The 24,611-nt window shown below is 41.3% G+C and carries 21 protein-coding genes; 15 read left to right on the top strand and 6 right to left on the bottom strand.

Features of this window, described 5'->3' with window-relative positions; translation table 11 throughout:
- On the top strand, positions 1-726 hold the full coding sequence (locus BW976_RS21200) for a hypothetical protein (protein WP_076376230.1): 726 nt from the start codon (positions 1-3) through the stop codon (positions 724-726).
- A 173-nt stretch (positions 727-899) separates the two neighbouring features.
- Here BW976_RS21200 and BW976_RS21195 read toward each other — a convergent pair whose 3' ends face one another.
- From BW976_RS21195 to BW976_RS21185, 3 genes are all read right to left on the bottom strand, one after another.
- Positions 900-1,277 (bottom strand): hypothetical protein, encoded by a 378-nt coding sequence (locus tag BW976_RS21195; protein ID WP_076376228.1) that lies wholly within the window; start codon positions 1,275-1,277, stop codon positions 900-902.
- Between the two features lie 102 nt (positions 1,278-1,379).
- Positions 1,380-3,620, bottom strand: a complete 2,241-nt coding sequence (locus tag BW976_RS21190; protein ID WP_084192294.1) for a CRTAC1 family protein — start codon at positions 3,618-3,620, stop codon at positions 1,380-1,382.
- Positions 3,621-3,814: 194 nt separating this feature from the next.
- Positions 3,815-4,378: a hypothetical protein gene (locus BW976_RS21185; RefSeq protein ID WP_076376224.1), complete on the bottom strand. Its 564-nt coding sequence runs from the start codon at positions 4,376-4,378 to the stop codon at positions 3,815-3,817.
- Positions 4,379-4,574: 196 nt separating this feature from the next.
- Here BW976_RS21185 and BW976_RS21180 point away from each other — a divergent pair, with 196 nt between their 5' ends.
- From BW976_RS21180 to porN, 7 genes are all read left to right on the top strand, one after another.
- Positions 4,575-5,288 (top strand): hypothetical protein, encoded by a 714-nt coding sequence (locus tag BW976_RS21180; protein ID WP_076376222.1) that lies wholly within the window; start codon positions 4,575-4,577, stop codon positions 5,286-5,288.
- Between the two features lie 105 nt (positions 5,289-5,393).
- Positions 5,394-6,374, top strand: a complete 981-nt coding sequence (locus BW976_RS21175; protein ID WP_076376220.1) for a DUF4271 domain-containing protein — start codon at positions 5,394-5,396, stop codon at positions 6,372-6,374.
- 14 nt (positions 6,375-6,388) lie between these two features.
- A complete protein-coding gene (locus BW976_RS21170) occupies positions 6,389-7,153 on the top strand; it encodes a uroporphyrinogen-III synthase (RefSeq protein WP_076376218.1) in 765 nt (254 codons plus the stop codon).
- Positions 7,154-7,407: 254 nt separating this feature from the next.
- On the top strand, positions 7,408-8,727 hold the full coding sequence (gene porK / locus BW976_RS21165; RefSeq protein ID WP_076376216.1) for a T9SS ring complex lipoprotein PorK/GldK: 1,320 nt from the start codon (positions 7,408-7,410) through the stop codon (positions 8,725-8,727).
- 48 nt (positions 8,728-8,775) lie between these two features.
- Entirely contained in the window at positions 8,776-9,579 is an 804-nt protein-coding gene (gene porL, locus BW976_RS21160) for a type IX secretion system motor protein PorL/GldL (protein WP_076376214.1), read from the top strand.
- Positions 9,580-9,618: 39 nt separating this feature from the next.
- Complete coding sequence (porM, locus tag BW976_RS21155) at positions 9,619-11,121, top strand: type IX secretion system motor protein PorM/GldM (protein ID WP_076376212.1); 1,503 nt, start codon at positions 9,619-9,621, stop codon at positions 11,119-11,121.
- A gap of 6 nt (positions 11,122-11,127) precedes the next feature.
- Positions 11,128-12,117, top strand: coding sequence for a type IX secretion system ring subunit PorN/GldN (gene porN, locus BW976_RS21150; protein WP_076376210.1), 990 nt, complete (start codon positions 11,128-11,130; stop codon positions 12,115-12,117).
- A gap of 155 nt (positions 12,118-12,272) precedes the next feature.
- Here porN and uvrC read toward each other — a convergent pair whose 3' ends face one another.
- The 3 genes from uvrC to porW form a co-directional block, all read right to left on the bottom strand.
- A complete protein-coding gene (uvrC, locus tag BW976_RS21145; RefSeq protein ID WP_076376208.1) occupies positions 12,273-14,093 on the bottom strand; it encodes an excinuclease ABC subunit UvrC in 1,821 nt (606 codons plus the stop codon).
- A gap of 116 nt (positions 14,094-14,209) precedes the next feature.
- A complete protein-coding gene (locus BW976_RS21140; protein ID WP_076376206.1) occupies positions 14,210-16,459 on the bottom strand; it encodes a transglycosylase domain-containing protein in 2,250 nt (749 codons plus the stop codon).
- Between the two features lies 1 nt (position 16,460).
- Positions 16,461-19,406: a type IX secretion system periplasmic lipoprotein PorW/SprE gene (porW, locus tag BW976_RS21135; RefSeq protein ID WP_076376204.1), complete on the bottom strand. Its 2,946-nt coding sequence runs from the start codon at positions 19,404-19,406 to the stop codon at positions 16,461-16,463.
- Between the two features lie 222 nt (positions 19,407-19,628).
- On the opposite strand from porW, the gene BW976_RS21130 reads away from it, so the two are divergent.
- The 7 genes from BW976_RS21130 to atpA all read left to right on the top strand — a co-directional run bounded on the left by BW976_RS21130 (position 19,629) and on the right by atpA (position 24,532).
- Complete coding sequence (locus tag BW976_RS21130; RefSeq protein ID WP_076376202.1) at positions 19,629-19,859, top strand: AtpZ/AtpI family protein; 231 nt, start codon at positions 19,629-19,631, stop codon at positions 19,857-19,859.
- Positions 19,856-20,242 carry a hypothetical protein gene (locus BW976_RS21125; RefSeq protein ID WP_076376200.1) on the top strand — a complete coding sequence of 129 codons (387 nt, stop codon included), beginning with the start codon at positions 19,856-19,858 and terminating at the stop codon, positions 20,240-20,242. Before BW976_RS21130 ends, BW976_RS21125 begins: the two co-directional genes overlap by 4 nt.
- Positions 20,243-20,274: 32 nt before the next feature.
- Positions 20,275-21,348 carry a F0F1 ATP synthase subunit A gene (atpB, locus tag BW976_RS21120; RefSeq protein ID WP_317042957.1) on the top strand — a complete coding sequence of 358 codons (1,074 nt, stop codon included), beginning with the start codon at positions 20,275-20,277 and terminating at the stop codon, positions 21,346-21,348.
- A 44-nt stretch (positions 21,349-21,392) separates the two neighbouring features.
- The gene (gene atpE, locus BW976_RS21115) at positions 21,393-21,641 is read left to right on the top strand and encodes an ATP synthase F0 subunit C (RefSeq protein ID WP_455429726.1); all 249 of its coding nucleotides are present in this window, start codon (positions 21,393-21,395) and stop codon (positions 21,639-21,641) included.
- Between the two features lie 105 nt (positions 21,642-21,746).
- Entirely contained in the window at positions 21,747-22,238 is a 492-nt protein-coding gene (gene atpF / locus BW976_RS21110) for a F0F1 ATP synthase subunit B (RefSeq protein ID WP_076376196.1), read from the top strand.
- A 138-nt stretch (positions 22,239-22,376) separates the two neighbouring features.
- Positions 22,377-22,922, top strand: a complete 546-nt coding sequence (gene atpH, locus BW976_RS21105; RefSeq protein ID WP_076376194.1) for an ATP synthase F1 subunit delta — start codon at positions 22,377-22,379, stop codon at positions 22,920-22,922.
- 35 nt (positions 22,923-22,957) lie between these two features.
- Positions 22,958-24,532 (top strand): F0F1 ATP synthase subunit alpha, encoded by a 1,575-nt coding sequence (gene atpA, locus BW976_RS21100; RefSeq protein WP_076376192.1) that lies wholly within the window; start codon positions 22,958-22,960, stop codon positions 24,530-24,532.
- The last annotated feature ends 79 nt before the right edge of the window (positions 24,533-24,611 follow it).

The raw sequence follows: 24,611 nt of genomic DNA, 5'->3' as shown, positions 1-24,611 counted from the left end.
ATGCCAGATAGATTGGATTTTGTAGAACACAGTTATGAGGTTGAGGAAATTATAGGTAATGTGCCTCCCTGGTTAATTAGATGGGGCATTATGATGTTTTTATTTGTTTTCGGCATCGTTATTTTATGCTCAACCATAATAAGTTTCCCATCGCTGCTGCCGTCAACCGTGGTTATTGACACCAAGAACCAGCCCTTTAAGGTTAGCTGGTTAAAAGATGGAGCCGAGTTATATAAAACAGACATCAAAGATGGTCAGACGGTTAAGCCTACTGATACCTTACTCATTGAAACCAATTCGTCTGGTAAAATCACTTCGGTAATTACCAGCCCGGTTTTGGGTAAAGCTATTGTGCTTAAGGGTACTGAGGATAACCCGCGGAAAAACACCATTATCGTCAATCCTGCATTAGGGAATTATGAGGTACGGTTGTATATAAAACCAGAAAGGGTTGGTGAAGTTTTGCCCAACCAGAAAGTGATGATCAATCTGGCCGAATACTCTGCAGCAACATTTGGCTCCTTAGAGGGCAGGATAACAGAAATTATCAGGATCCCGGTACATGATAAATATATAGCCAAAGTAAAACTAACAGATGGCCTAAGAACCATCAAGAATAAAACTATACCCTTAGCCAGTACGCTAACAGGAGATGGATATATAGAATTATCTAAGAAAAATATCTTTTTAAGGATATTCGGAAGCTTATTTGACAGAAACAGCTAAATCTCGTTAATAATAAACAATAGTTATGCCTGCGAATATGTATATGTCCGCAGGTTTTTTTATTGAGTGTGGAGATAGATTGATTTCATATAAGGTTTATCAACAACACAATACAACAAAAAAGTCTCATCAATTTGAAGAGACTTTTTTGTTATTGAAAATAAGTTAATACCTTAATTGGGTGCACTCCATCCATCGCCCCAGCCGCTGCCACCAGTATTTTTTGATTCTTTTAACAGCTGTTCATATTTTACAGTCTGCTTAGTAGTTAAAACAGCTTTTATTTTGGCTATAGTGGTTGTGCGAAGCGGTTTTATAGCCGTTAACATTTTAGCATTATCGCCATGCGCATCTGTCTTAATCTTATCAAACTTTCGGGAAGATTCCTCATATATTTTTTCAATCTTAATAGTTTGCTCGTTATTAAGCTTAAGCTGCTTTTGCAGTTCTTTAGCTTTTTCGGCCGGGCTATTGGTTCCCGGATGATTTTGGGCATTGCTTACTGTTGTTATCCCAACAAGGAGGAAGCACGCTAATAAAAAATTTCTCATGGCTTAAAATTAGAGTTGATGGTCAATTATTTATCTAAATATAATCTATTTTAACAATATATAAAAGCCACAAAGCCTTGGTTGTTTTTGTAAATAGGATCTTTATTTCATTTTGGCAGTCATTGGCATGCAAACCGGAGCAGTATGCTGCTTGTTGATAAAACTTAACTTAGCCAATGTAATGGTTTGATAATGATCATCACCCTCAGTAATATGCAGGAATTGATTGGGCATAACATTTTTAAAATGCTGTACAGTATTACTACCAGCCCATTTAATTTCAATATCATCTATCAATTTTGCCTGCCCTATACCCATTTCCTGCCGCAAAGGTGAAGAACCAAAGCTCCCTCCTGAATTTACATCTTTATAAACGCTCCGCTTAACCCCGTTTTCGGTAAAAGTTAACTTAATATGACTACCTATAGCGGCTTTGTTTGCTTTAACGCCGTTTAGTTTTAAACTTATCCAATTATTATTGCTTACACCGGGATTCATATATAATGAACTAGTGTAAGAATCACCAATATAGGCGCCACCCATTTCAATAAATATATCCTGGTTCCCTGTATTTCTTAAATCGGCAAATGCTACGCCATGCCCTTTCTGCAGGTTACCTGTACGTGAGGATGTGGTAATATCGGCAAATCTCTTCCCCTCAATATTTCTGAAAAATTTATTGGGTACTAGTGATTTAAAATCGGGATTGCCCGTGCCAAAATACATGTCAGGATATCCGTCATTGTCAATATCGCCAAAATTTCCGCCCATGCTGTAAACCACTTTATTTAAGCCGGTTTCTTTGGTTACATCGGTGAATGTACCATCATGGTTGTTTTTATACAGGAAAATATTGCCAGCTCCCGGAACCGGCGAACCCAATGCTTCGGCGGCGCTATAGTAGCCCAGGGCACGGTCAAACTGATAATCGGCTACCATAATATCTGGCCAGCCATCATTATTATAATCATAAAACCAGGTGGTAAATGATCTTTCCCGATTGTTATCTATCCCGGATTTTGCGGTAACATCTTCAAAGTCGACATCAGGGCCGGCTATTCCTTTATTGCGGAGTAAAAACTTTTTCCCATCCATAGTCGAAATAAATATATCTGGGTATCCATCATTATTATAATCAGCAGAGGTTACACCTTTTACAAACCCCATGATATTACAATGGGCTGTAGCAGAAACATTGGTAAATGTTCCATCGTGATTGTTGATATACATGGCGCAGGCAGATGCGTTTGGGTCATAAGGGTTAGTTGGGCTTTCGGTGCCTACAAATACATCAAGCCAGCCATCATTATTAAAATCGGCCCAGGTGGCAGTTTGGGTTGGATGGAAAAAGAGCAGGCCACTGGGTATGGTTACATCTGTAAAAGTACCATCACCGTTATTGCGCAACAAAGAGCTGGGTTGGTTACCAAATCCCTGGGTAAGCCAGCCACCTCTCAGAACAAAGATATCTGTATTGCCATCATTGTTATAATCCGTTTGCTGGATATTTAAGCCGCCGGTTATGCCCTTCAATCCGCTTTGCTCCGTACGGTCGGTAAAGGTGCCATCTTTATTATTTTGAAAATAATGCATAGGATCGCTTATATCCCATCCAGATGTGATAATATCAAGGTATCCATCATTATTAAAATCGTCAACAATAACCCCTCCGGCCCGGCCATTGATATTAAGTCCAAGGCTGCCTGCCATATCCGGGAAAGGTTTTACCTGGTTGGCAGTATCTGAATTTAAATTTGGTATTAGTAATTGTTTGGGTACTTTTTGTGGGTACTCGCCCAAAGTCATATAGGCAATATTGATCAACCATCGGGATTCAAGATCATCCGGTTTGTTTTTTAAAATGGTTTTATAAATCTCAATCGCTTTTTTTGAACCGGTTTGTATTTGATGAACACCTTCATCTTTAATGGGATAAATACAGGAAGACCCATTATGGTTAAGCATACAGTTATTACGTTCTCCCAAACGCATATAAGCTATACCCAGGTCGGGCAGCATATTATCGCCCAGCATAAAATCCATATGGTAAAGCAGGTTTTCGTAGATTTTTACAGATTGCTCCTCTTTACCGGCTTTGAGTAAAAGAGATGCTTTTGCTGATAAAAGATATTGATTTTGACTATTACCCGATTTTTTAAGCAATGAATCATAAAAAGCAATTTTAGCCTCCTGGTTAAAGGGGTTGCCGGTATTGTTGTTCTGTCTATTGATTTTCTGAAGTATCCGTATCATTTCGTCATGTGGCGAGTCTTGACGGAATGCTATTATTATAGCACCAAGTAATAGTGCAAATAATCCACAGATTATTAATTTTTTCATCATGTTTATTGGATTTATCTGTAGGCATCCGTTAAGGTATACCTGATTACAGATATGTATTATTCATATTTGGTTAATGCATAAACTATTTTCGCATTCCTCATTAAATAGTACTACGCCGCAATTGGTATCGCATGGATAGCTGGGCAGAACGTAATATTGTTCGAACAGTAGCTTAAACGAGGCAATGAGTGGGATTAAATGAGGAAACGCGCTGCATCCATTTTGGGAGGTTGCTCCGGAATGTCTTTTTGCTGATAAATCAATTGTTGAACAGGCTGTTCAATACTTTGAGGCAGGTTTTTTACGGGGCAATAAAAATCAAACTTTACAAAGCAAAAATTCAAATTGTCCTGTAAAATTGATTTGCCATACGGAACGTGATCTTTCTGAGGAACCGGTATCCCTTGTATGCCTTTTGCTTTGAGGATATTTTCGGATGATAAATGAGTGGTTGCATAATTAGGAATACACATTAAATACATGGCGTTCCGTGTAAGCCTCATTTTTACGTAGTTATAGTTGGTGTTTTCAAACTGAATTTGTCCGCTTATGTTTTCAAAACGACTCCAATCGCTAATGCCTGGTAAATTAACAGGAATAGCTACTTCCGTAAGGTCTTCTACATTATAAAGGCCTTTGCGTATCTGTTCGGTGAAGAATTTATCGGTTTTATAAGCTAAATATTGATGTAATGCCAACTGCCCACCAATGTTAAAAAGGTGTAAAAATAGGATGAGTATAGCAATTCTCTTCTTCAATATCGTTCAGGTAGTAATATATAAAAGTAAGTTTTTTTTGTTAAAGTTATTCATAATAACAGGTATTTTATTGATAATTATGAGTTTATAGAACATTGCCATAAATATTAGGTATGAGACTGACGGGCATATTGATCTGATTATTTAATCAGATCAATATTTTAAAAGTATATTTATATACTCATTGTATGCCTGAATGAAACCTAAAATATCTTTGCTGATCATATTTTATACCCTGATGATGTTTCGGGTATGTGGTCAACAACCTGGCCACGAGATCCAGATCAATATAGATACGCTTTTAAATGCCCGGCCGGTAACTACGCTTACTCATGGTAAGCTGGTAACCTGGAGCAAAGGTATCGACGGTGACGGACAGGGCGATGGTTACCTCACTATGGCAGCGGCCCTGTTTAATAAGGAGAAAGACCCGCACGCATTACCAGATCATTCGACGATAGAGGCTACGCCCGAGCATCCCTCAATTACACTTCATTATAAAAACAGTGCGGGCACGGGTTATCAGGCCCGTTTTGTTTCGGGTGAAGGTAGCTTTGGATTTAATGTGCCACCAAAAAAATATATGGGTATGTATCTGAGCCTTACCAGTGCAGAGGGTGGCTCGCAATTACAGATAGAATTGACCTATAATGACGGTGTAATGTTAAAAAATTGCTCGCTTCCGGATTATTATAACGACATCATTGCCCGGGATACCTCTTTAAGTTATGTGGTGCACAACCTGGGTAAGTGGGATAATAAAAACAATATGGCAGAGCCTAACCATCATAATATTGACGTGCTCCATATTTACCCCGATCCACGACGGATCTTATTGCATATTAAAGTTAAAAAAAGTACTGCCGGATATCTCTTGTTTTGGGCTGCTACCGGGGTGCCTGTTAAATAAACTTTATTTAACGGATGTCTGCTTAATTATAAAGCATTTATAAAACAATCAATTATTACAATAAATTTGCAGCAAATTTAACGGGGTTTATATTTTGCTTTTTAAATGCGTTTAACTGCCTGGTGTTTCCTGCTTTTATTATGGAGTTGTTCTGCCGTGTTTGCGCAGCAGGACTCGGTAGTTGCGAGTAATTCTGCCAGGAGATCAGTACGCATACGCCAAGCGGGCACCTCTGTGCTCGACTCTGTGGCTGCGGCTATGCAGGCCCGTAAGGTTTTTGTAGCCGATTCTATAACCCTGCGTTACATTCATGCACCCGATTCGGCAACCGCAAGAGAATTTGCAGATAGTGTATTGGCTCATAGCTTATACAAGGGGTATGGATTTTTAGATATTCCTTTAAAATCAAAGGACCTGGTGAGGGACGGGCACAACCGGCCACTGCGCGATCCCTGGATAATCATTATTATTGTTGGCCTGCTTTTGTATACAGCTGCACTTAATTTCACCTTAAATAAAGATGTGGCCTATGTGCTGCAATCATTTTACAGTAAACGTGTACTTTCACAAGCAGGTAAAGAAGAAGGTTTTGTAAGCTCATGGGCGTTTCTGGGCCTCTTTTTACTGTTTTGTTTAACCTGTGGTTTATTCTTATACCAGCTTGCCGCTTACAAAGGCGTTTATTATGTGGTGAGTGGTACACGTTTATATGTGTCGCTTACCGTTATTATAATAGTGCTGTTTGCTTTAAAATTCCTGGCGCTTAAGTTTTTGGGATTTGTTTTTGATATGAACCGCCTGGTAAGCGATTACCTGAATATATTGCATCTTACCTACTTTAATTTAGCATTTATATTTTTACCCGTTGTGGTTTGTTTTAGCTTGCTTGGCAGCCGCTATGTTCCGGCATTATTGGACGTAACACTTATTATAACGGTGATTATATTTATGTGGCAATACCTTAGGAGCAGCGTAAATATAATTTCTACTTTTCGATTTCATAAATTTTATTTATTTACGTATCTTTGTGCCCTCGAAATTTGCCCCGTTTTAATTTTGATAAAGGCATTAAATATTAGAATTTAGGTAGTTTTAAACGAATTGATTTGGAAGACAGAAAGAAAAAGGTTAAAAGTATATTAGTTACTTTATCAAAACCCGAAAACGATAAGAATCCGTATGCAGAGCTGGCTAAAAAGCTAAACCTGAAAATTGACTTCAGATCTTTCATTCATGTTGAAGGCGTTCCTGCAAAAGATTTTAGAAAGGAAAAAATAAACCTGAGCGATTTTACCGCGGTTATTTTTACCAGCCGTAACTCAGCCGATCATTTTTTTCGCATTTGCGAAGAAATGCGATTTGAGGTTCCTGTAGAAATGAAATATTTCTGTCTGTCAGAAACTATTGCGCTTTATTTGCAAAAATATATCCAATACCGTAAGCGTAAGATATTTTTTGGCAAACAAACCGCTGCCGATCTGGCTGAGGTGCTGAAGAAACATTCGGCCGAAAAATTCCTTTACCCATGTTCAGATGTTGCGGCAGAAGAAACTCAGCGTTTCCTGTTAGAGAATGGTTATAACTTTACACCCGCTGTATTGTTCCGTACCGTTTGTAGTGATCTTTCTGATCTGGCCGATGTGTTTTATGATGTGATTGCGTTTTTTAGCCCGTCAAGCATCCAATCATTATATAAAAACTTTCCTGATTTTAAACAAAACAATACCCGGATAGCTGCCTTTGGTGCCACAACACATAAGGCAGTGCTCGAAGCCGGTCTGATTTTGGATATCCCGGCGCCAACCCCAGCAGCCCCATCCATGACAATGGCCATTGAGCAATATGTTAAACTGGTAAACAAATAAAATAATTTAGAAATTTATTGGGCCCTATTGCAACTTTTTGTGAAATGTTAGCGTATTAATGCCAACTAATTCACATTATTGTAATTAGTTTTTTGCCGTTTACGACGCAAAAACTTGTCGTTAAAATAACGCAGAGGATGTTTATTGACTTTAGTTTAGGTTAAAAAAATGTTTTTTGGGTTTGTTAGCACAAATTTTTGATATATTCGGGGGGCTCATAATGTTATAGTTTATATAACTGAATTTGTTTTAAAATGAAGCATATCTACTTTTTAATAGTTGTTTTAGCGGGCGGTTTTTTGAGTGGTTGCGGTAAAGGAGGCGACAGGGGGGAAGTTACCGGTATCCCGCAGCGTTCATTCAGGTCTGAAGTGCCTTATGGTATGGTTTATATACCCGGTGGAACTTTCCTGATGGGACAAACTGATCAGGATGTAACCTTTGCGCAGATAGCGCAAACCAAGCAGGTTACCATTGCTCCTTTCTTCATGGATCAAACTGAAACCACTAACAGCCAATACAAACAATTTGTTTATTGGGTACGCGACTCTATCGCCATTACCAATTACGCTAACGATAATAAGTATTACATCCAACCTAAAGGAGCAGGTGCCAATGCCAATAATAATACCGGCAAAAAATTTATTAATTGGGATTATGTAAAAAAGAACCCGATTTGGAGTAATAAAAAGGGCCAGGCCGGTAATGCTTCAAAATTACAGGGCATGTATTACCAGGGCGACGACCGTGTTTTTGACCGCAATGAAATAGATGTACGTATATTAAAGTATAACTATTCCATTATGGTACTTCGTGATGCGGCCAATTATAAAAATGATAAAACTAAAAGACGTTCTGACTTCATTTTACGTGATACTGTAGCCGTTTACCCGGATACCCTGGTATGGCTGAGCGATTTTTCATACGCTGCCAACGAGCCTATGGTTGAGGGGTATTTTTCGCATCCGGCTTTTCGCAATTATCCTGTGGTTGGTGTAACCTGGAGACAAGCAAGAGCATATACCGTATGGCGTACCCGTTATAACGATGCTTATAAAGATTCCCGTCGTTTACCACACCGTTTACCTTACGGGTTACCTACCGAGGCTCAATTTGAATATGCTGCACGTGGCGGCAGGATAGGTACCGACTATCCATGGGGTGGTCCTTACATTAAAAATGCCAAAGGCTGTTTACTAGCCAACTTTAAGCCCGGCCGCGGTAACTATACCGATGATGGCGGCGCTTATACCGTAAATGTACGCTCCTATTTCCCTAACGATTATGGCTTGTACAACATGGCAGGTAACGTAGCGGAGTGGACGTCATCAACTTTCGACGAATCAGCCTCATCATTTGTGCATGATCTTGCACCAACATTTAATTACGAAGCTAAAGCAACCGATCCGGAAGTACTGAAGCGTAAAGTGGTACGCGGCGGATCATGGAAAGATATCGGGTACTTTCTTCAAAACGCCACCCGTACTTACGAATACCAGGACACCGCGAAATCATACATTGGTTTCCGTTGTGTAACCGACTATTTGGGCCGCGATATTAAAGACAAACGATAAACAAAAACTAATTAATAAAACATCTACACAAATTATTTCTGAATTATTATGGCAGGGAAGAAAAAACCTTATGGAATAGGTAATATAATATCATGGGGAGCTACAGTAGTAATCATCGGTTTGTTGTTTAAAATACAACACTGGCCAATGGCATCTACCTTTATAACCGTTGGATTGGGTGCAGAGGCGTGTTTGTTTTTCCTATTGGGTTTCCAGAGAGAAGATAAGGATATTGACTGGGTACGTGTTTACCCTGAATTAAGTGAAGAGTTTAGCGGCGAATTACCAAAGGCTACTACCCGACCAGTAATTAGCAGTAATTCATCAAATACACAAGCTTTGGATAAAATGCTGGAGGATGCAAAAATCGGTCCCGAATTGGTACGTAGCCTGGGCGATGGTTTAAGAACTTTTGGCGATAAAGTTGCCGCTATATCAAGGGTAACAGATGCCGGCGAAGCTACCATTGCTTTTACCGATAAAATAAAAACAGCATCGGCAAGCTACGATAAATTAAGCACTGCTTTTGATAAGGCTTCAGCCAATTTATCAGAATTAGCCAATTCAAATGTTGATTCAAAGGCATATCATGATCAGGTAACTAAATTGGGCAGAAACCTGTCTGAATTGAATGCTGTTTATGAATTGGAACTGCAAGATTCAAGCGCTCATTTAAAATCAATGAACAACTTTTATAAAAACCTGTCTTTAACCATGAACAACTTCAATGAGTCGTTAGATGATTCGAAACAGTTTAAGGAAGAAGTGGGGCGTTTAGCAAAAAACCTGGCATCGTTAAATTCGGTTTATGGGAATATGCTTACTGCAATGAACCAGCCACGTGTTAATTAATATAATTAATAGATTTTTTACAAGCTAATATTTATATAGATGGCCGGAGGTAAGGAAACCCCAAGACAGCGAATGATAGGCATACTATACCTGGTGCTTTTAGGCTTAATAGCCCTGAATGTACCGGATAGCTTGTTAGACGCTTTTAAAAACATTACAAGTAGTTTAGACCAATCGCGCAAAAATGTAACTACCAGTTTACAGAGCACTTATTCGGCATTTGAAGCAACCAAAGGAAAAGAGCAGCCTGAAAAGGCCCGTCAATTGGAAACCCAGGCCAAATTAGCAAGTAAAACTGCCGATGATCTTAACGGATATATTGAAGAATTGAAAGCAGAGCTAATAAAAAGAGGTGGTGGCATCAATACGGAAACTGGCGATGTAGATGCGAGAGAAAGTCTTGATATATCGCCCGAAGTAATGATCAACGCTAAAAAGGCTGATGTATTAAAAGAAAAAATTGAAAGTACCCGTTCTCATTTGCTTCAAATATTAGGTAAGGACAGTACAGGTGTTAATTTTTCTTTAAATGCCATTGGAACTAAAGGTAAAACGTGGCAACAGGCCTATTTTGGTGACGGTATTCCATTAGGAGCGGCTTTAACCACCTTAGCTAAAATTCAGGCCGATAATAAGAATGCTGAGAACGAAGTAGTGAAAAAAATACTGGGTAAAATTGATGTAGCTAAAGTAACCCTAAATCAGTTTCGGGCTGTAGCTATTCCATCAAGCAATTATATTTTGGCTGGGCAACAATATACAGCCTCCATCTATTTAACTGCATATGATAAAAAAACCGACCCCATAATTACTGTAGGCGGTACAACAATACATACTGCTGATGGTGTAGGTACTTATACCACAACAGCAAGTGGTGAAGGTATGCATACCTGGACAGGTAGCTTAACGGTAAAGAAAGTAGAAGGCGGAGTGGAAACCTACCCAGTTTCTGGCCAATATATGGTGGCTAAACCATCAGCAGTGGTATCGCCCGATAAAATGAACGTATTATATATTGGTGTACCAAACCCGCTTTCGGTATCGGCGCCGGGTGTGCCTACATCAAGTTTGCATATAGGCTCATCAGGTGGGGCATCTATAAGTGGTAGTGGCGGCCATTATATTGCTACTGTTCACAGTATAGGTACCACAACCCTTACGGTAACCGGTGATAAAGGCATGGTTTTAGGTTCATCATTATTCCGTATTAAACGGATACCTGATCCTAAACCACAATTTGCAGGTAAAAGTGGTGGTAATACCAGTGCTGCAAACTTAAGGGCGCAGGATAGGGTATTTGCCAAATTAGAGAATTTTGATTTTGATGCTAAATTTAACGTAACGCGTTTTACACTGCTTGTTGTAAAGCCCCGTCAGGATGCCATTATATATTCGGCCAGCGGTGCTGAGCTAACAGGTGCTATGCGTGCGGCAATGAATACTGTTACACCGGGTACTACTGTTGTATTTAAGGATATTATTGCAGTTGGCCCTGATGGAACACCGAGAGGACTTGACCCGATTGTATTATCCGCAAATTAAAGGCGTATGAAAAAGAAAATTTTGGTGGTTGTACTTTGCTTAGTGTGCTTTTCGGCTGCATTTGCCCAGAAACGCCCGGCTAAAAAACGTACCAGGAAAACTGCTACTACCACTCAGCCAGTGCAGCAACAACCTCAGCAATCCAGCCAGCAGGATAATGTGGCCGGGAGCCAGGCATCGGTTACTGATACCTCAAAACGCAAAACATTTGATCCCAACAAGCCTTTTGAAAGACCGCTTGATGGCTATTACAAAAAGAACAACATCCTGAATGCCCGGGTTACGCCTTTGCCAAACCTGCGCGAAAATGATGTGGCTTTTGCTAAACGTGTTTGGCGCGAGATTGATGTGCGCGAAAAAATGAACCAATACCTGGCTTCGCCAAAAAGCAGGTTAATTGACGTGCTTTTAAATGCTATTGCCGCAGGCGAATTAACCGCCTATGATCCAACCCCAACAAAAGATGATCCAGGAGGCGATGCTTTTACGGTTAAGCTTTCTGCCGGAGGGGCCAAATCAAAAATGGCAGATAGCTCGGTAGTGGACAAATTTGATAAAGACGGTAATAAAATAGGATCATCATTACAGGCCGGCGAGTTTAATCCGGATAGTGTTGTGAAATTCCGCATTAAAGAAGACTGGGTTTTTGATAAGCAGCGTTCTGTATTTGAACCGCGAATTATCGGTATAGCCCCATTGATCAAACCAAAAGCAGGTGGCCTTGATCTGGATTATCAGCCTGCATTCTGGGTGTATTTTCCGGAGGCGCGACCTATCCTGGCTACTAAAGAAGTGGCCAGCCGTAACAGCGACGCAACGGGCTTAAGTTTCGACGATGTTTTTATGAAGCGGATTTTTACCAGCTACATTGTTAAAGAAAGTAATGATAAGGACGAACGTATAAAAGATTACGCCCAGGGTATCGATAAGCTTTACGAATCGGAGCGGATCAAAAAATCGCTGATGGACTGGGAGCTCAACCTCTGGTCATACTAAGATTTTTTTAAGTCAAAATTTAAAAGGTCAAAACTATTACAGTTTTGACCTTTTAAATTTTGACGAGGGCCGGGCTGTCATCCTGAGCTTGCCGAAGGATCGCGCGGAGAGGCCTTTGCCCGCCATGCTTCGACAGGCTCAGCATGACAGCCCTTTTAATTTTGACTGGCCTCTTCCTCTTTGCCAAAGTATCCTAAAATAGCTTTTGCTTGTTTCAGGTTTACCACTTCCAGCAACATTTCTTCACTGGCCTCGCGGATCTTTTTTACAGATTTGAAGTATTTTAACAGCTTTTCGGCGGTGGTTTTACCTATACCTTCTATCAGTTCCAGTTCGGTGGCCAGGGTGCCTTTATCGCGTATCTTCCGGTGAAAGGTGATACCAAAGCGGTGTGCTTCATCGCGCAGGTGTTGAATTACCTTTAATGTTTCTGATTTTTTATCCAGGTACATTGGATACTGATCATTGGGATAATATAGCTCTTCCAGTCGCTTGGCTATACCTATTACCGTTACCTGTTTATCAATACCCAGTAGCTTTAAGCTGTGCATGGCTGATGATAGCTGCCCCTTGCCACCATCAATAATAATGAGTTGTGGCAGTTCAGTCCCTTCATCCAGCATGCGGCGGTAGCGGCGGTGTACGGCTTCTTCCATGGTGGCAAAGTCATTGGGTCCCTCTACGGTTTTTACATGGAAGTGCCGGTAATCTTTCTTAGATGGCTTACCATCTTTAAATACAACAATAGCCGATACCGGGTATTTACCCTGGAAGTTGGAGTTATCAAAACACTCAATATGACGGGGCAGCTGGTTCATCCGAAGGTCCTTCATCATCTGCGTAAGCAAACGTTCGGTACGGATCTCAGGATTCAGTTTTTCGTATTGGTCTATCTTTTCTTTTTTGAAGAATAGGACATTCTTTTGCGAAAGGTCGAGCAGCTTTTTCTTTTCGCCCAGTTTGGGCACTGTGAACTTAATACCGGGGTGATCCTCGAGGTCGATACCAAAAGGCACAATGATCTCTTTGGAGTCGCTGTTATAGCGGCTCCGGAATTCAGATATGGCCAGGGTAAGCAGTTCCTCATCGCTCTCATCCAGGCGCTTCTTCAATTCGATAGTTTGCGTTTGAATAATAGTGCCGTTCATCACTTTTAAAAAGTTAACAAAGGCTATTTTATCTTCCGACGCTATGCTGAAAACATCTACATCCGTTATGGATGAATTTACAACGGTTGATTTGCTTTGGTAATTTTCCAACAATTCAAACTTTCGTTTTAAGCGATGTGCAAGCTCGTAATTATACTCAGCAACGGCGGTTTCCATTTCACCTTTAAGCCGACGTAATACGGCTCCTATCTTGCCATTGAGGATATCTTTGATCTCCTCAATGCTGTTGTCATAGTCATCCTCGGTCTGGTAGTTTTGGCAAGGCCCCTTACAGTTGCCCAGTTGATACTCGAGGCAAACCTTAAATTTGCCTTTGTCAATGTTTTGGCGGGTGAGCTGCAGGTTGCAGGTGCGCAGGGGGTAGGTTTCTTTAATAAGCCCCAAAATATTGTGCATCATACTCACCGAAGCATAAGGTCCCAGGTATTTTGAACCATCTTTAATGATGCGCCTGGTCCAGAAAATGCGGGGATAATCCTCGTTCTTGATGATGATCCAGGGATAGGTTTTATCATCCTTGAGCATCACGTTATAACGGGGCTGATGCTTTTTGATCATGCTGTTCTCCAGCAGCCAGGCGTCCACCTCCGTATCAACAATGGTAAAAGTGATGTTGCGTATCTTGGATACCAAAACCCGGGTTTTGGCATTTACATGTACATCCTGGTTAAAGTAGGAGCCCACACGGTTGCGCAGGTCTTTAGCTTTACCAATATATATCAGTTCCTGCTCACTATCCCAGTATTGGTAAACACCGGGTTTGTGAGGTATATTTTTTAATGCCGCCCTGTAATCAAACTTCTCCACGGTTTACTTTTTCGTTTGTTAGGTATTACGTTGTATGTAATAGGTTTTACATTAAATAAAACCTATTGATCAATGCTAATCAACGTAAAACGTATAGCGTCAAACTTACAACGTTATTAAAACCCTAGCTTTTTATCAACTTCGGTTGTGCCTTGTTGCTGCTGGTTGTATTGGTTGCAATCCATCACTATGCTTACGCCGTTTTTGGGTGCATCAAAATCAACATTCTTCTTGATGCCTAACGCAGCGTTGGCATATACCTTTTTCATGTAAAACGCAAATATAGGCAGGGCGCTGTTGGCACCTTCACCCAAGCGCGTCGACTGGAATGCAATGTCACGATCTTCACAACCTGTCCATAAACCGGTAACTAATTGAGGTGTGATACCGATAAACCAGCCATCAGAGTTATTTTGAGTAGTACCGGTTTTACCCCCTATTGGGTTGCTAAGGCCATATTTATATTGTAACCTGGAGCCGGTACCATCCTGAATTACACCTTTAAGCATGTATGTCATCACATAGGCGGTTTGCGGGTTCATGGCTTGCACTACTTTTGGGGTATGGGTATATAAAACGTTTCCATTTTTATCTTCAATACGTAAAATATAGGTAGGTTCTGTCCACAAACCGTGGTTAGCAAATACCGAGTACGCCGCTGTCATTTCAAACACCGAGGCATCAAATGTACCCAGGCAAATGGAAGGATAGGGCGGCACCGCGCTGGTGATTCCCATCTTTTTGATCAGCTCCACAACAGGCTCGGGTTTAACCTCGCCCATAACATGCGCGGTTACCCAGTTTTGAGAGTGTGCCAAAGCCTGGCGCAGGGTAATAAAGCCTGGTATAGTTTCAGATGGAGATGAACGCGGGCACCACGGACCGCTACCATATCCCCTGATAGTATCAGGTACGTTATTGATCTTCATGCAAGGCGAGTAACCATTATCAATAGCTACCGCATAAGTAAACGGTTTGGCTGTCGAACCAACCTGGCGCGTGCCGTTTTTTACCTGGTCATATTTAAAATGCTCAAAGTTGGTGCCGCCTACCCAGGCTTTAACATAGCCGGTGGTTGGGTCCATGCTCATCAACGCGTTACGGAGCAGCATTTTACAATACACAATGGAGTCAATAGGTTTCATCAACGTGTCGATGTCGCCATGCCAGGTAAACAAGTTTAGCTTGTCAGGGGTGTTAAAGTTAGTGGTGATGTCCTCGTCGGTCATACCCTGAGCTTTCAACTGCTTATACCTGTCTGATCTGAGCATGCCCTGTTGTATCAGCAATTTATAATTGTGGATGCTTTTGGACAGATTTTTACCGCGCCAGTGATCATTAAACTGTACCTGCAGGTCGCGCATGTATTGTTGCTGGGCTTCCTCGGCATATTGCTGCATAGTGGCATCAATAGTAGTATAAATTTTCAGGCCATCGCGGTCAAGATCATAAGGTGTACCGTCTGAGCGGTTGATGTTTTGCTCCTTAAATAGTTTTTGCAACTCTTTTTTAAGTACCGATCTGAAATAAGGTGCCGGCCCGTCAAAATGGTTGTTAGGGTGAAAATCGAGCCCTATTGGTTTTTGTTTGTACTCATCAAGTTGGCCTGCGCTCAGGTAGCCTTGCTCTTCCATACGGTTAAGTACCAGGTTACGGCGTTTAAGGGCATTATCGGGGTGGCGGGTAGGCGAGTATATACCAGGGCCATTCACCATACCTACCAGTAACGCAGCCTGATCTGGTGTTAATTTATCGGGAGTAGTATTAAAGTAAGTACGTGCTGCCGATTTAATACCATAAGTATTGTATGCGCCAAAATCAACCGTGTTAAGGTACATGGTCAGGATTTCCTGTTTGGTATAATGGCGTTCGAGCTTAACGGCGGTTACCCATTCCTGCATTTTTTGAATAACACGTTTGAATGGATTGGCTGCTCTTTCTGAGAACAGGTTGAGTGCCAGTTGCTGCGTAATAGTACTGCCGCCCTGTTTCTGGCCGATTAGTAAATGCAGAAAGATGGTAAAGCTGCGACCAAAATCAATACCTGAGTGATCATAAAAACGTTTATCCTCGGTTGCCACCAGCGCGTTAATTACATTAGGCGATAGTCCTGCATAAGTTACGTTGGAGCGGTTCTGTATATAATAGGTACCTAATACCTTTTTATCGGCCGATAATACTTCGGATGCCTGGTTGCTTTTGGGGTTTTCCAGATCACGGAAAGAGGGCAGCTGACCGAAGATATCAAAAATGGTTAGCGCTATCATCAATCCTACAAAAACGAACCCTGCAATTACGGTGCGCCATATGTACCAATTATATCGTCTTATATCCTGTTGCGTAAGCTTGGGCTTAGTAGTTCTCATTTCAATAATTTTTCTGGTAATAGTCCATATAACTATCCACCGTTTTTTGATCGGCTAATTTATCCAGATTTTCCTTGGTAATGATAAAAAAACTGTATTTATCCTTAGGCACCTTCATAATATCGGGTAATACCGGGATAATGCTCTTAGCATACTTGCGGGCATCACTCAAACTAAAAAAGCGACCGATGTAAATGATCTGGTTGTCGGGTCCTGCATTTACCAGCTCGTGTTTAAAGCCATAGCCAAAAAAGCGGATACGGTTAAATTGTCCTATTCCAAAACGTGAAGATGCCAGGTTAGTTGTACCCGAAGTAACATTTATAGCAAAATAGAAATGGGTACTATCGCGCTTTGAAAATATGGAGGCTATGTTTTGTGCTACAATAACGGGTGGCGCAACCGTTGTGGTAACGCTATCCGGGTTGGCCTGGTTAGCTTGCTGCAGCACATATGCCGGTTGTTGTATGTGATTGGCACTTAGTTTACCCTGTGGTGCGTTTAGCTGGGTATTGATTTTTGTGGTTGCCGAAGCCAATCCGTTTAAAGGTGCGCTCACCGGATGACGGTACTCTGGTGCCTGCGGCGATGGAATATAAGTTTTCCGGTATTCTGTTTGTTTTTGATAGGCCACAGGAGGCGTGAACGGAATCTCGTTAGGATCTTCGTTATTAAGCACCACCGGACGATTAGCAACTTCGGCCATGTTGGCATTAATATAAGCCAGGTGCTGCTGAGCCAGTGGGGTTATTAATACATCATCAGGGTATTTTTCAATAATCTCCTGCATATCAGCCATAAATGGCGGCAGTTTTTCCTGATGCCCCGCAGCTATGGCTTTTAAATAAAATAGTTGCGCGGCGAAGCGGTTATCCGGGTATCTTTTTAACAGATCATCTGCACTGCTAATCACCTGCGTGTATTGTTTTTGTTCATACAGGTCATATACCTGGTTATAGAATACATTAAAGCCGGCGTTGGCATCATTCAGTTTTCTGCTGTATTCCGGATCAAGAATTATTTTGGCGAATGCAGTTTGTGGGTATTCTTTCAGGATACGGTTTTTATACATGTCAGACTTGGAGGCATCAATATCCGTATACAAACGATATAGATTATAATATATAGCCGGCTTATCCGGGTTATCCGGAAAACGGGCAAGCATTTTTTCGAAGGCAGCTATAGCCTCTTTTTTATCTTCCAGCACATCGCGGTATAGGTTGCCCAGATCGAGGTAGGCATTGTAGATACGGATATTGGACTGGCTAAGCAGGGCGGCAGTAAGGGGTAGGTCGTGAATGAGATCCTGTTTATAAATGACACTTCTTAGCGAATCTGCCGCTTTACCGGTCACGCCAGCCAGTTTATCTGTGGTGGTATTCGGTCCCGAAGGTGCTGCGCTTACAGGTAAACCGGTGTTTGAGCGTTTGCTGCGGCGCCAGTTGTCTTCCAGTTTCCGGTTTCCCCATTGGCGTTTAAATGCTGTGTAACCCTGACTTACCGCATTATTATTATAAAAATAGAATGAGCTTACTACGTTTTGGCCATTTTGCCCGTTTTGACGGTTTTGGCCGTTTTGCTGTGCGTCGGGATTATTTAAGGTAAAGCTGTTACTAAAAGGGTCGCCGTTGTTATTGCTGGCCGCTGCAGCTGCAGCCTCTGCCGCCGCGGCTTTGTCCTGGGCTGCTTTACGGGCAACCATGGCATCAATATGTGCCGCGCGCGTTTTTTCGTCAAGCGCGGCGAGCATTTGTAAGGTGTCCTCTCGGGCTATGGTTTGCAGCAGGCCGGTTAATAATTGCAGGTTATTGCTCTTTTTAACAATAAGCTGATAGCCCGGGTAACTGGGTGACAGGTAGGTGAGGGTACTATCGTAATATAATTTAGCGCCTTCGTAATTGGCTTTATTCTTGAAATCGATATCGGCAATGCGCAGGTACGATACCCCGCGTTGATTTTGATTTTTGGTACTATGCCGTATCGATAATTTGTAATTTTTGATGGCGTTATCAATATCGCCGGTGGAATAATACTGTTGCCCAATGTGGTAGTATACCTGGTCGAAGAAATCAATATTGTCGTGATTCTTCAATAGTTTACGCAGCTGATCGATCTTACTTAGCTTAATGCCGTTGCGGTTATCCTGTATCCGGATGCGGTTTAAATTGGCGTTAAAGGCCATCTCGAACGAGGCGTTACTTTGTACAATGCGGGTATAACTATCATAAGCATCAGCCGGTTTTAGGTTAAGCTCCTGCAGTTGGGCTAAAATAAAGATCCAGCGCAGCTTCAGCCGGCTTACCGAACAGAATTGTATAGCTTGTTTGGCATCACCTTCGGCCTCGGCATAATTTTGTGTGTTGATGTTGTATTGCATGCGGGTGGCATACACATCGGCAGTGAAACTTTTGCCCGGTTTTTTTGGGTTGATGTTTTGCACCGCCGAATCAATAGTGAGCTTGGCTTGCGGCAAATTGTTCAGGTATAAAAGGGAGCGCCCTTTCCAAACCATGGCCTCTTGCGCCAGTGGGAAATTATTCCCGAATGAACGTATCACATAACTAAAATACTCTACAGCATCAAAGTAACTGCCCTCCAAAAAGCGGGCCTTGCCCAAAACCAGGTAGGCATCACCAATATAATGGCTTTGCTCTTTGATGTTAATAATAGTATTAGCCTTGGTAATGGCCAGCTCCATATCTCTATCTGGCGAACCGCTCTGGCTGGTAGTATCGGGGTAAACATTTAATAATTCGGTATAAGCATCAGGGAACGATGCAGCATAACTTTCCTGCTTGCGCCGCAGCAATTCGTTAGCGTTGAACAGGATATTGTAATGCGCGGTAAGGTTTTGCATGGATCGGTTAAGGCCGCTTTGCTTTTCGAGCGAGCAACCCGCGATAATAATGATAAGGGCAAACAGTAAAAAATTACTGTTTTTGTACATGGAAGATATAGGTAGTTGCCTCAAAATAAGCTATTGGTTTTAAAAGCATTGCTAAAATACTAAAGATATTATACGATTTTGGGTTTCGGATGTTCGATTTTTCGTTATTGTTTATTTTAACGGTGGTGCTTAAGAGGGCCTCGCTGTTCCGGATTTATTTTGATTTCGGATTTAGTGTTTAGAATTCAGAACTTTATCCAACAGCTTTTCATAAATTTGCGCATGGCAAAAAATGAACAGGAGGACGAATCTGACAATGTTGGAGAGGCAAACACTTATGCCAAATTCAGCGGTGTGGCTTTTCAGATGATAGCGGTTATTGGCATATTTGCTTTTGCAGGCTATAAAATTGACGAGGTTATGGCTCACCGGGTAAAATGGGTAACGGCAGTGTTATCGCTTATCGGGGTGTTTATTGCATTGTATATTGTTATCAGATCTATAAAAAGTTGAAACTACTACCTACTGTATTATCCTATTTGTCGTTTATCATCATCATTGCAGCGCCACCACTGGTGCTTCCTTATATGGGTTACGGCAATCTGCTCACACCAAAGTTCTGGTTGCTGTTTTTCTTCCTATCGGGGCTTACCTTTTTAACGGTAATTTCTATCCTGATGGTAGCCAAAATCAATAAAGAAATGTATGCCCAGGCCTTTTTGGCCGCAACAACGGTTAAGCTGTTGGCTTGTATGTTTTTCGCCTTGTTTTTTCTTTTAAAAAACAAGGTAAACAGGCATGTTTTTGTGGCCGATTTTTTTTATATATATTTCTTAAATATGGGTTTTGAAATTTATGGTTTGTTACGTAACTTGCGCAACCAAAAAATAAGGTAGAAAACTTCATCTAGATGAATAATAGCTCGATTTTGAACTCAAAAATATTTAAACCATTACTGATTTCCGCGCTTTTTTTGCTTTTCTGTGTTAAGCCAACATTATCTTTTTCACAAGAAAAGGCTGCGGAAGCAAGCGAAAAACCATTTGATCCGAAAGAGGTAGTATTTGAACACATCGGTGATTCGCACTCCTGGCCTGTGTCAATACCATTTATGGAGGAACACTTTGTTTCGTTGCCTATTATTCTGTATACAGATAAAGGTTTGGAAATTTTTTCTTCAGAGAAATTAGGTTTTCATCATGAAGAAGGTCACGAAGCTCCGATTTACAAAGGTGAGCATTACAGCTATAAACTGGAAAATAAAAAGATACTGGCAGTTAACGAAGCAGGTGAAGTTATTAAGGATGCTAAAATATATGATTTCTCCATCACTCGTAATGTGATTAGTATGTGGATGGGAATGATCGTATTATTGATCGTATTTTTTAGTATTACTTCGGCTTATAAAAAACGCGCTGGTAAAGCGCCAAAGGGTTTACAGGCGTTGCTTGAGCCGGTTATTCTTTTTGTAAGGGATGATGTGGCTATTCCAAACATAGGTGTTAAGTATGCTAAGTACATGCCGCTGTTATTAACCATCTTCTTTTTTATATTGATCAATAACTTATTGGGTCTGGTTCCTTTTTTTCCGGGAGGCTTTAACCTAACCGGTAATATAGCAGTAACCATGGTGCTATCGGCAATAGTACTCATCGTTGTTAATTTTAGTGGTAACAAATACTACTGGAAACACATTTTTGCACCAGGTATCCCGCTTTGGTTGTATCCTATCATGGTTCCGGTGGAGATCATTGGTATCCTGTCAAAGCCATTCGCGTTAATGATCCGTTTGTTTGCGAACATTACTGCCGGTCACATTATCGTACTAAGCTTAATATCCTTAATATTCATCTTTAAAACTGCATGGATGGCAACAGTGTCTGTACCATTCGTAGTGTTTATGGATTGTATCGAATTGCTTGTGGCATTTTTGCAGGCCTTTATTTTTACGATGCTTACTTCCCTGTTTATCGGGATGGCTGTTGAAGAGCATCACCATTAATCTGAATTAATTATAATTATATATACACGTTAAATTATCAAACAATGATTGGAATGATTGGAACAATTGCACAAGCTGTGACCAAAACAGGAGTTATAGGTAGTGTTGGTGCAATTGGCGCTGGCTTAGCTGTTATTGGCGCTGGTATTGGTATCGGTCAAATCGGTGGTAAAGCCGTTGAAGGTATCGCACGTCAGCCAGAAGCTGCCTCAAAAATTCAAACTAACATGATCATCGCTGCAGCCCTTGTTGAAGGTGTTGCTTTGTTTGCTGTGGTAGTTGCTATACTCTAATTTTAGAGTTAAAGAGGAAAAGAACAACCCGGAGCGCTTGGCTCCGGGCTTGTTTTACTCCGATTAAAAAAGAATAACATATAAAGTAAATATCTATACATAATTATGGAATTAGTTACCCCCAATCTTGGTTTGGTTGTCTGGACAACGGTATCCTTCGCTATCCTGCTGTTTTTACTGGGCAAATTTGCCTGGAAACCTATCTTAGGCGCCCTGAATGATCGTGAACGCTTTATTGAAGATTCATTGTCAAAAGCCGAAGCTGCTAAAGATGAAATGGCCCGTTTAACCAACGAGAATGAGTCGTTACTGAAACAAGCCCGTGCCGAGCGCGATCACATATTGAGCGATGCCCGCAAAGTGAAAGAGCAAATGATAGTTGATGCCAAAGAACTTGCCCACAAAGAAGGTGCACGCATGATTGAATTGGCCCGTGTGGAAATTAACAACCAGAAATCAATAGCGATGGCTGATGTTAAAAACCAGGTAGCTACCTTGTCATTACAAATTGCCGAAAAAGTATTACGCAAGCAATTTGAAGATCACCAGAAACAAGACGAACTGGTGAGCCAACTATTAAAAGAAGTGAAATTATAGTGATTTCGGATTTCGGAATTGTGATTTCGGATTTTGAAATTGTGATTCTGGAATTGTTATAATTTATATAAGGAGAGAATTTGAGTTATCAATCGGATAAATCCGAAATCGAAAATCCCAATTCCCAAATAAAAAGATATGTCAGAATTAACAGTAGGAACCAGGTACGCCAAATCATTAATTGACCTTGCGCAGGAACAAGATATTGTTGACGCGATTAAGGCTGATATGGATCTGTTTTTGCATACCCTCAAGGCCAATCCTGAACTTAAAGCTGTTTTAAGTAACCCGATCATCGCCCATATCAAAAAGATAAAAATACTTGATGAAGTATTTGCAGGTAAGGTGAACAAGGTTACCATCGCGTTTTTTAAACTGATGGTTAACAAAAGCCGTGGTGAGGTTTTATATACTACCGCGCTGGAGTACATAAACCAGTATAACATCAAAAGGCATATCACCAAAGCAAAAGTTGCTTCTGCTACAGAGCTTTCTGCAGCTAACAAACAAACGCTGATTGCTGAATTGCAAAAGACAATTGGCGGCACCATTGAACTGGAAGCTAAGGTTGACCCAAGCCTGATTGGTGGCTTTGTATTAACCGTAGGCGACAGGCAGGTAGATACCAGTATTGCAGCCAGCCTGAAAAAATTAAAGAAAGAATTTGCCGAACAGGCAGCTTAATATTAACACTAAAAACTCTAAATAAATTTTAAACAATGGTAGAGGTAAGACCAGACGAAGTATCGGCAATTTTGCGTCAGCAATTGGCAGGCTTCAAGTCAGAATCTGAATTAGAAGAAGTGGGTACTGTACTCCAGGTGGGTGACGGTATTGCACGCGTTTATGGATTGACAAAAGTACAATCAGGAGAGCTTGTAGAATTTGGCACAGGATTGCAAGGTATCGTGCTTAACCTTGAAGAAGATAACGTAGGTGTGGTATTGTTAGGTAGATCTGACGATATTAAAGAAGGTGATACCGTAAAACGTACCAACCGTATCGCGTCTATCAACGTAGGTGAAGGTATGTTGGGTCGTGTTGTGGATACCCTGGGTACCCCAATTGACGGTAAAGGTCCTATCACTGGTCAAACCTATGAAATGCCTTTGGAGCGTAAAGCACCTGGTGTAATCTATCGTCAGCCGGTAACTGAGCCTCTGCAAACCGGTATCAAAGCTATCGACGCGATGATCCCTATTGGTCGCGGACAACGTGAGCTGGTAATCGGTGACCGCCAAACCGGTAAAACCGCTGTTTGTATCGATACCATCATCAACCAAAAAGAATTTTATGATGCCGGTCAGCCGGTTATCTGTATATATGTAGCTTGCGGTCAAAAAGCAAGTACAGTAGCAAACATTGTACGTACACTGGAAGAAAATGGTGCTATGCCATATTCTATCATTGTAGCTGCAAACGCTTCAGATTCTGCAACCATGCAGTTCTTTGCTCCGTTTGCAGGTGCCGCTATCGGCGAGTACTTCCGTGATACCGGAAGACCAGCATTGATCATTTACGATGATTTGTCAAAACAAGCTGTTGCTTACCGTGAGGTATCACTGTTATTACGTCGTCCACCGGGCCGTGAGGCTTACCCAGGTGACGTATTTTACCTGCACAGCCGTTTATTAGAGCGTGCCGCTAAGATCAACTCTAACGATTCTATCGCCCAGGCGATGAACGATTTGCCGGAGTCTATCAGAGGTATCGTAAAAGGTGGTGGTTCATTAACCGCATTGCCTATCATCGAAACCCAAGCTGGTGACGTATCTGCTTATATCCCAACCAACGTAATCTCTATTACCGATGGTCAGATATTCCTGGAATCAAACCTGTTTAACGCGGGTGTTCGTCCGGCCATTAACGTAGGTATCTCGGTATCACGTGTGGGGGGTAACGCGCAGATCAAATCCATGAAAAAAGTAGCTGGTACCTTGAAGCTTGATCAGGCTCAATACCGTGAGTTGGAAGCATTCTCCAAATTCGGTTCAGATCTTGATGCTTCAACCAAAAACGTACTGGACAAAGGTGTTCGTAACGTAGAGGTATTGAAACAAGGTCAGTTCTCTCCGGTATCTGTTGAAAAACAAGTGGCTATTATATACTTAGGTACTAAAAACCTGATGCGTAGCGTACCTGTAAAAGATATCAGGAAGTTTGAAGCTGAGTTTACCAGCCAGTTAGAAGCTCGTCATCCAGAAGTTTTAGCTGCCCTTAAAGCAGGTAAATTTGACGACCAGATCACAGGCGTATTAGAAACTGTAGCCAAAGAACTGGTAAGTAACTATTAATTTAGATATGAGATATTAGATTTGAGATATGAGACAATGGCTTATATCTCGAATCTTTAAAAAAAAGCAATAGAAATGA

The sequence above is a fragment of the Mucilaginibacter lappiensis genome, from assembly GCF_900155965.1.
GTDB lineage: Bacteria > Bacteroidota > Bacteroidia > Sphingobacteriales > Sphingobacteriaceae > Mucilaginibacter > Mucilaginibacter lappiensis.
The sequence above is the reverse complement of the archived record's forward strand: the minus strand, read 5'-3'. Positions and strand labels throughout refer to the sequence as shown.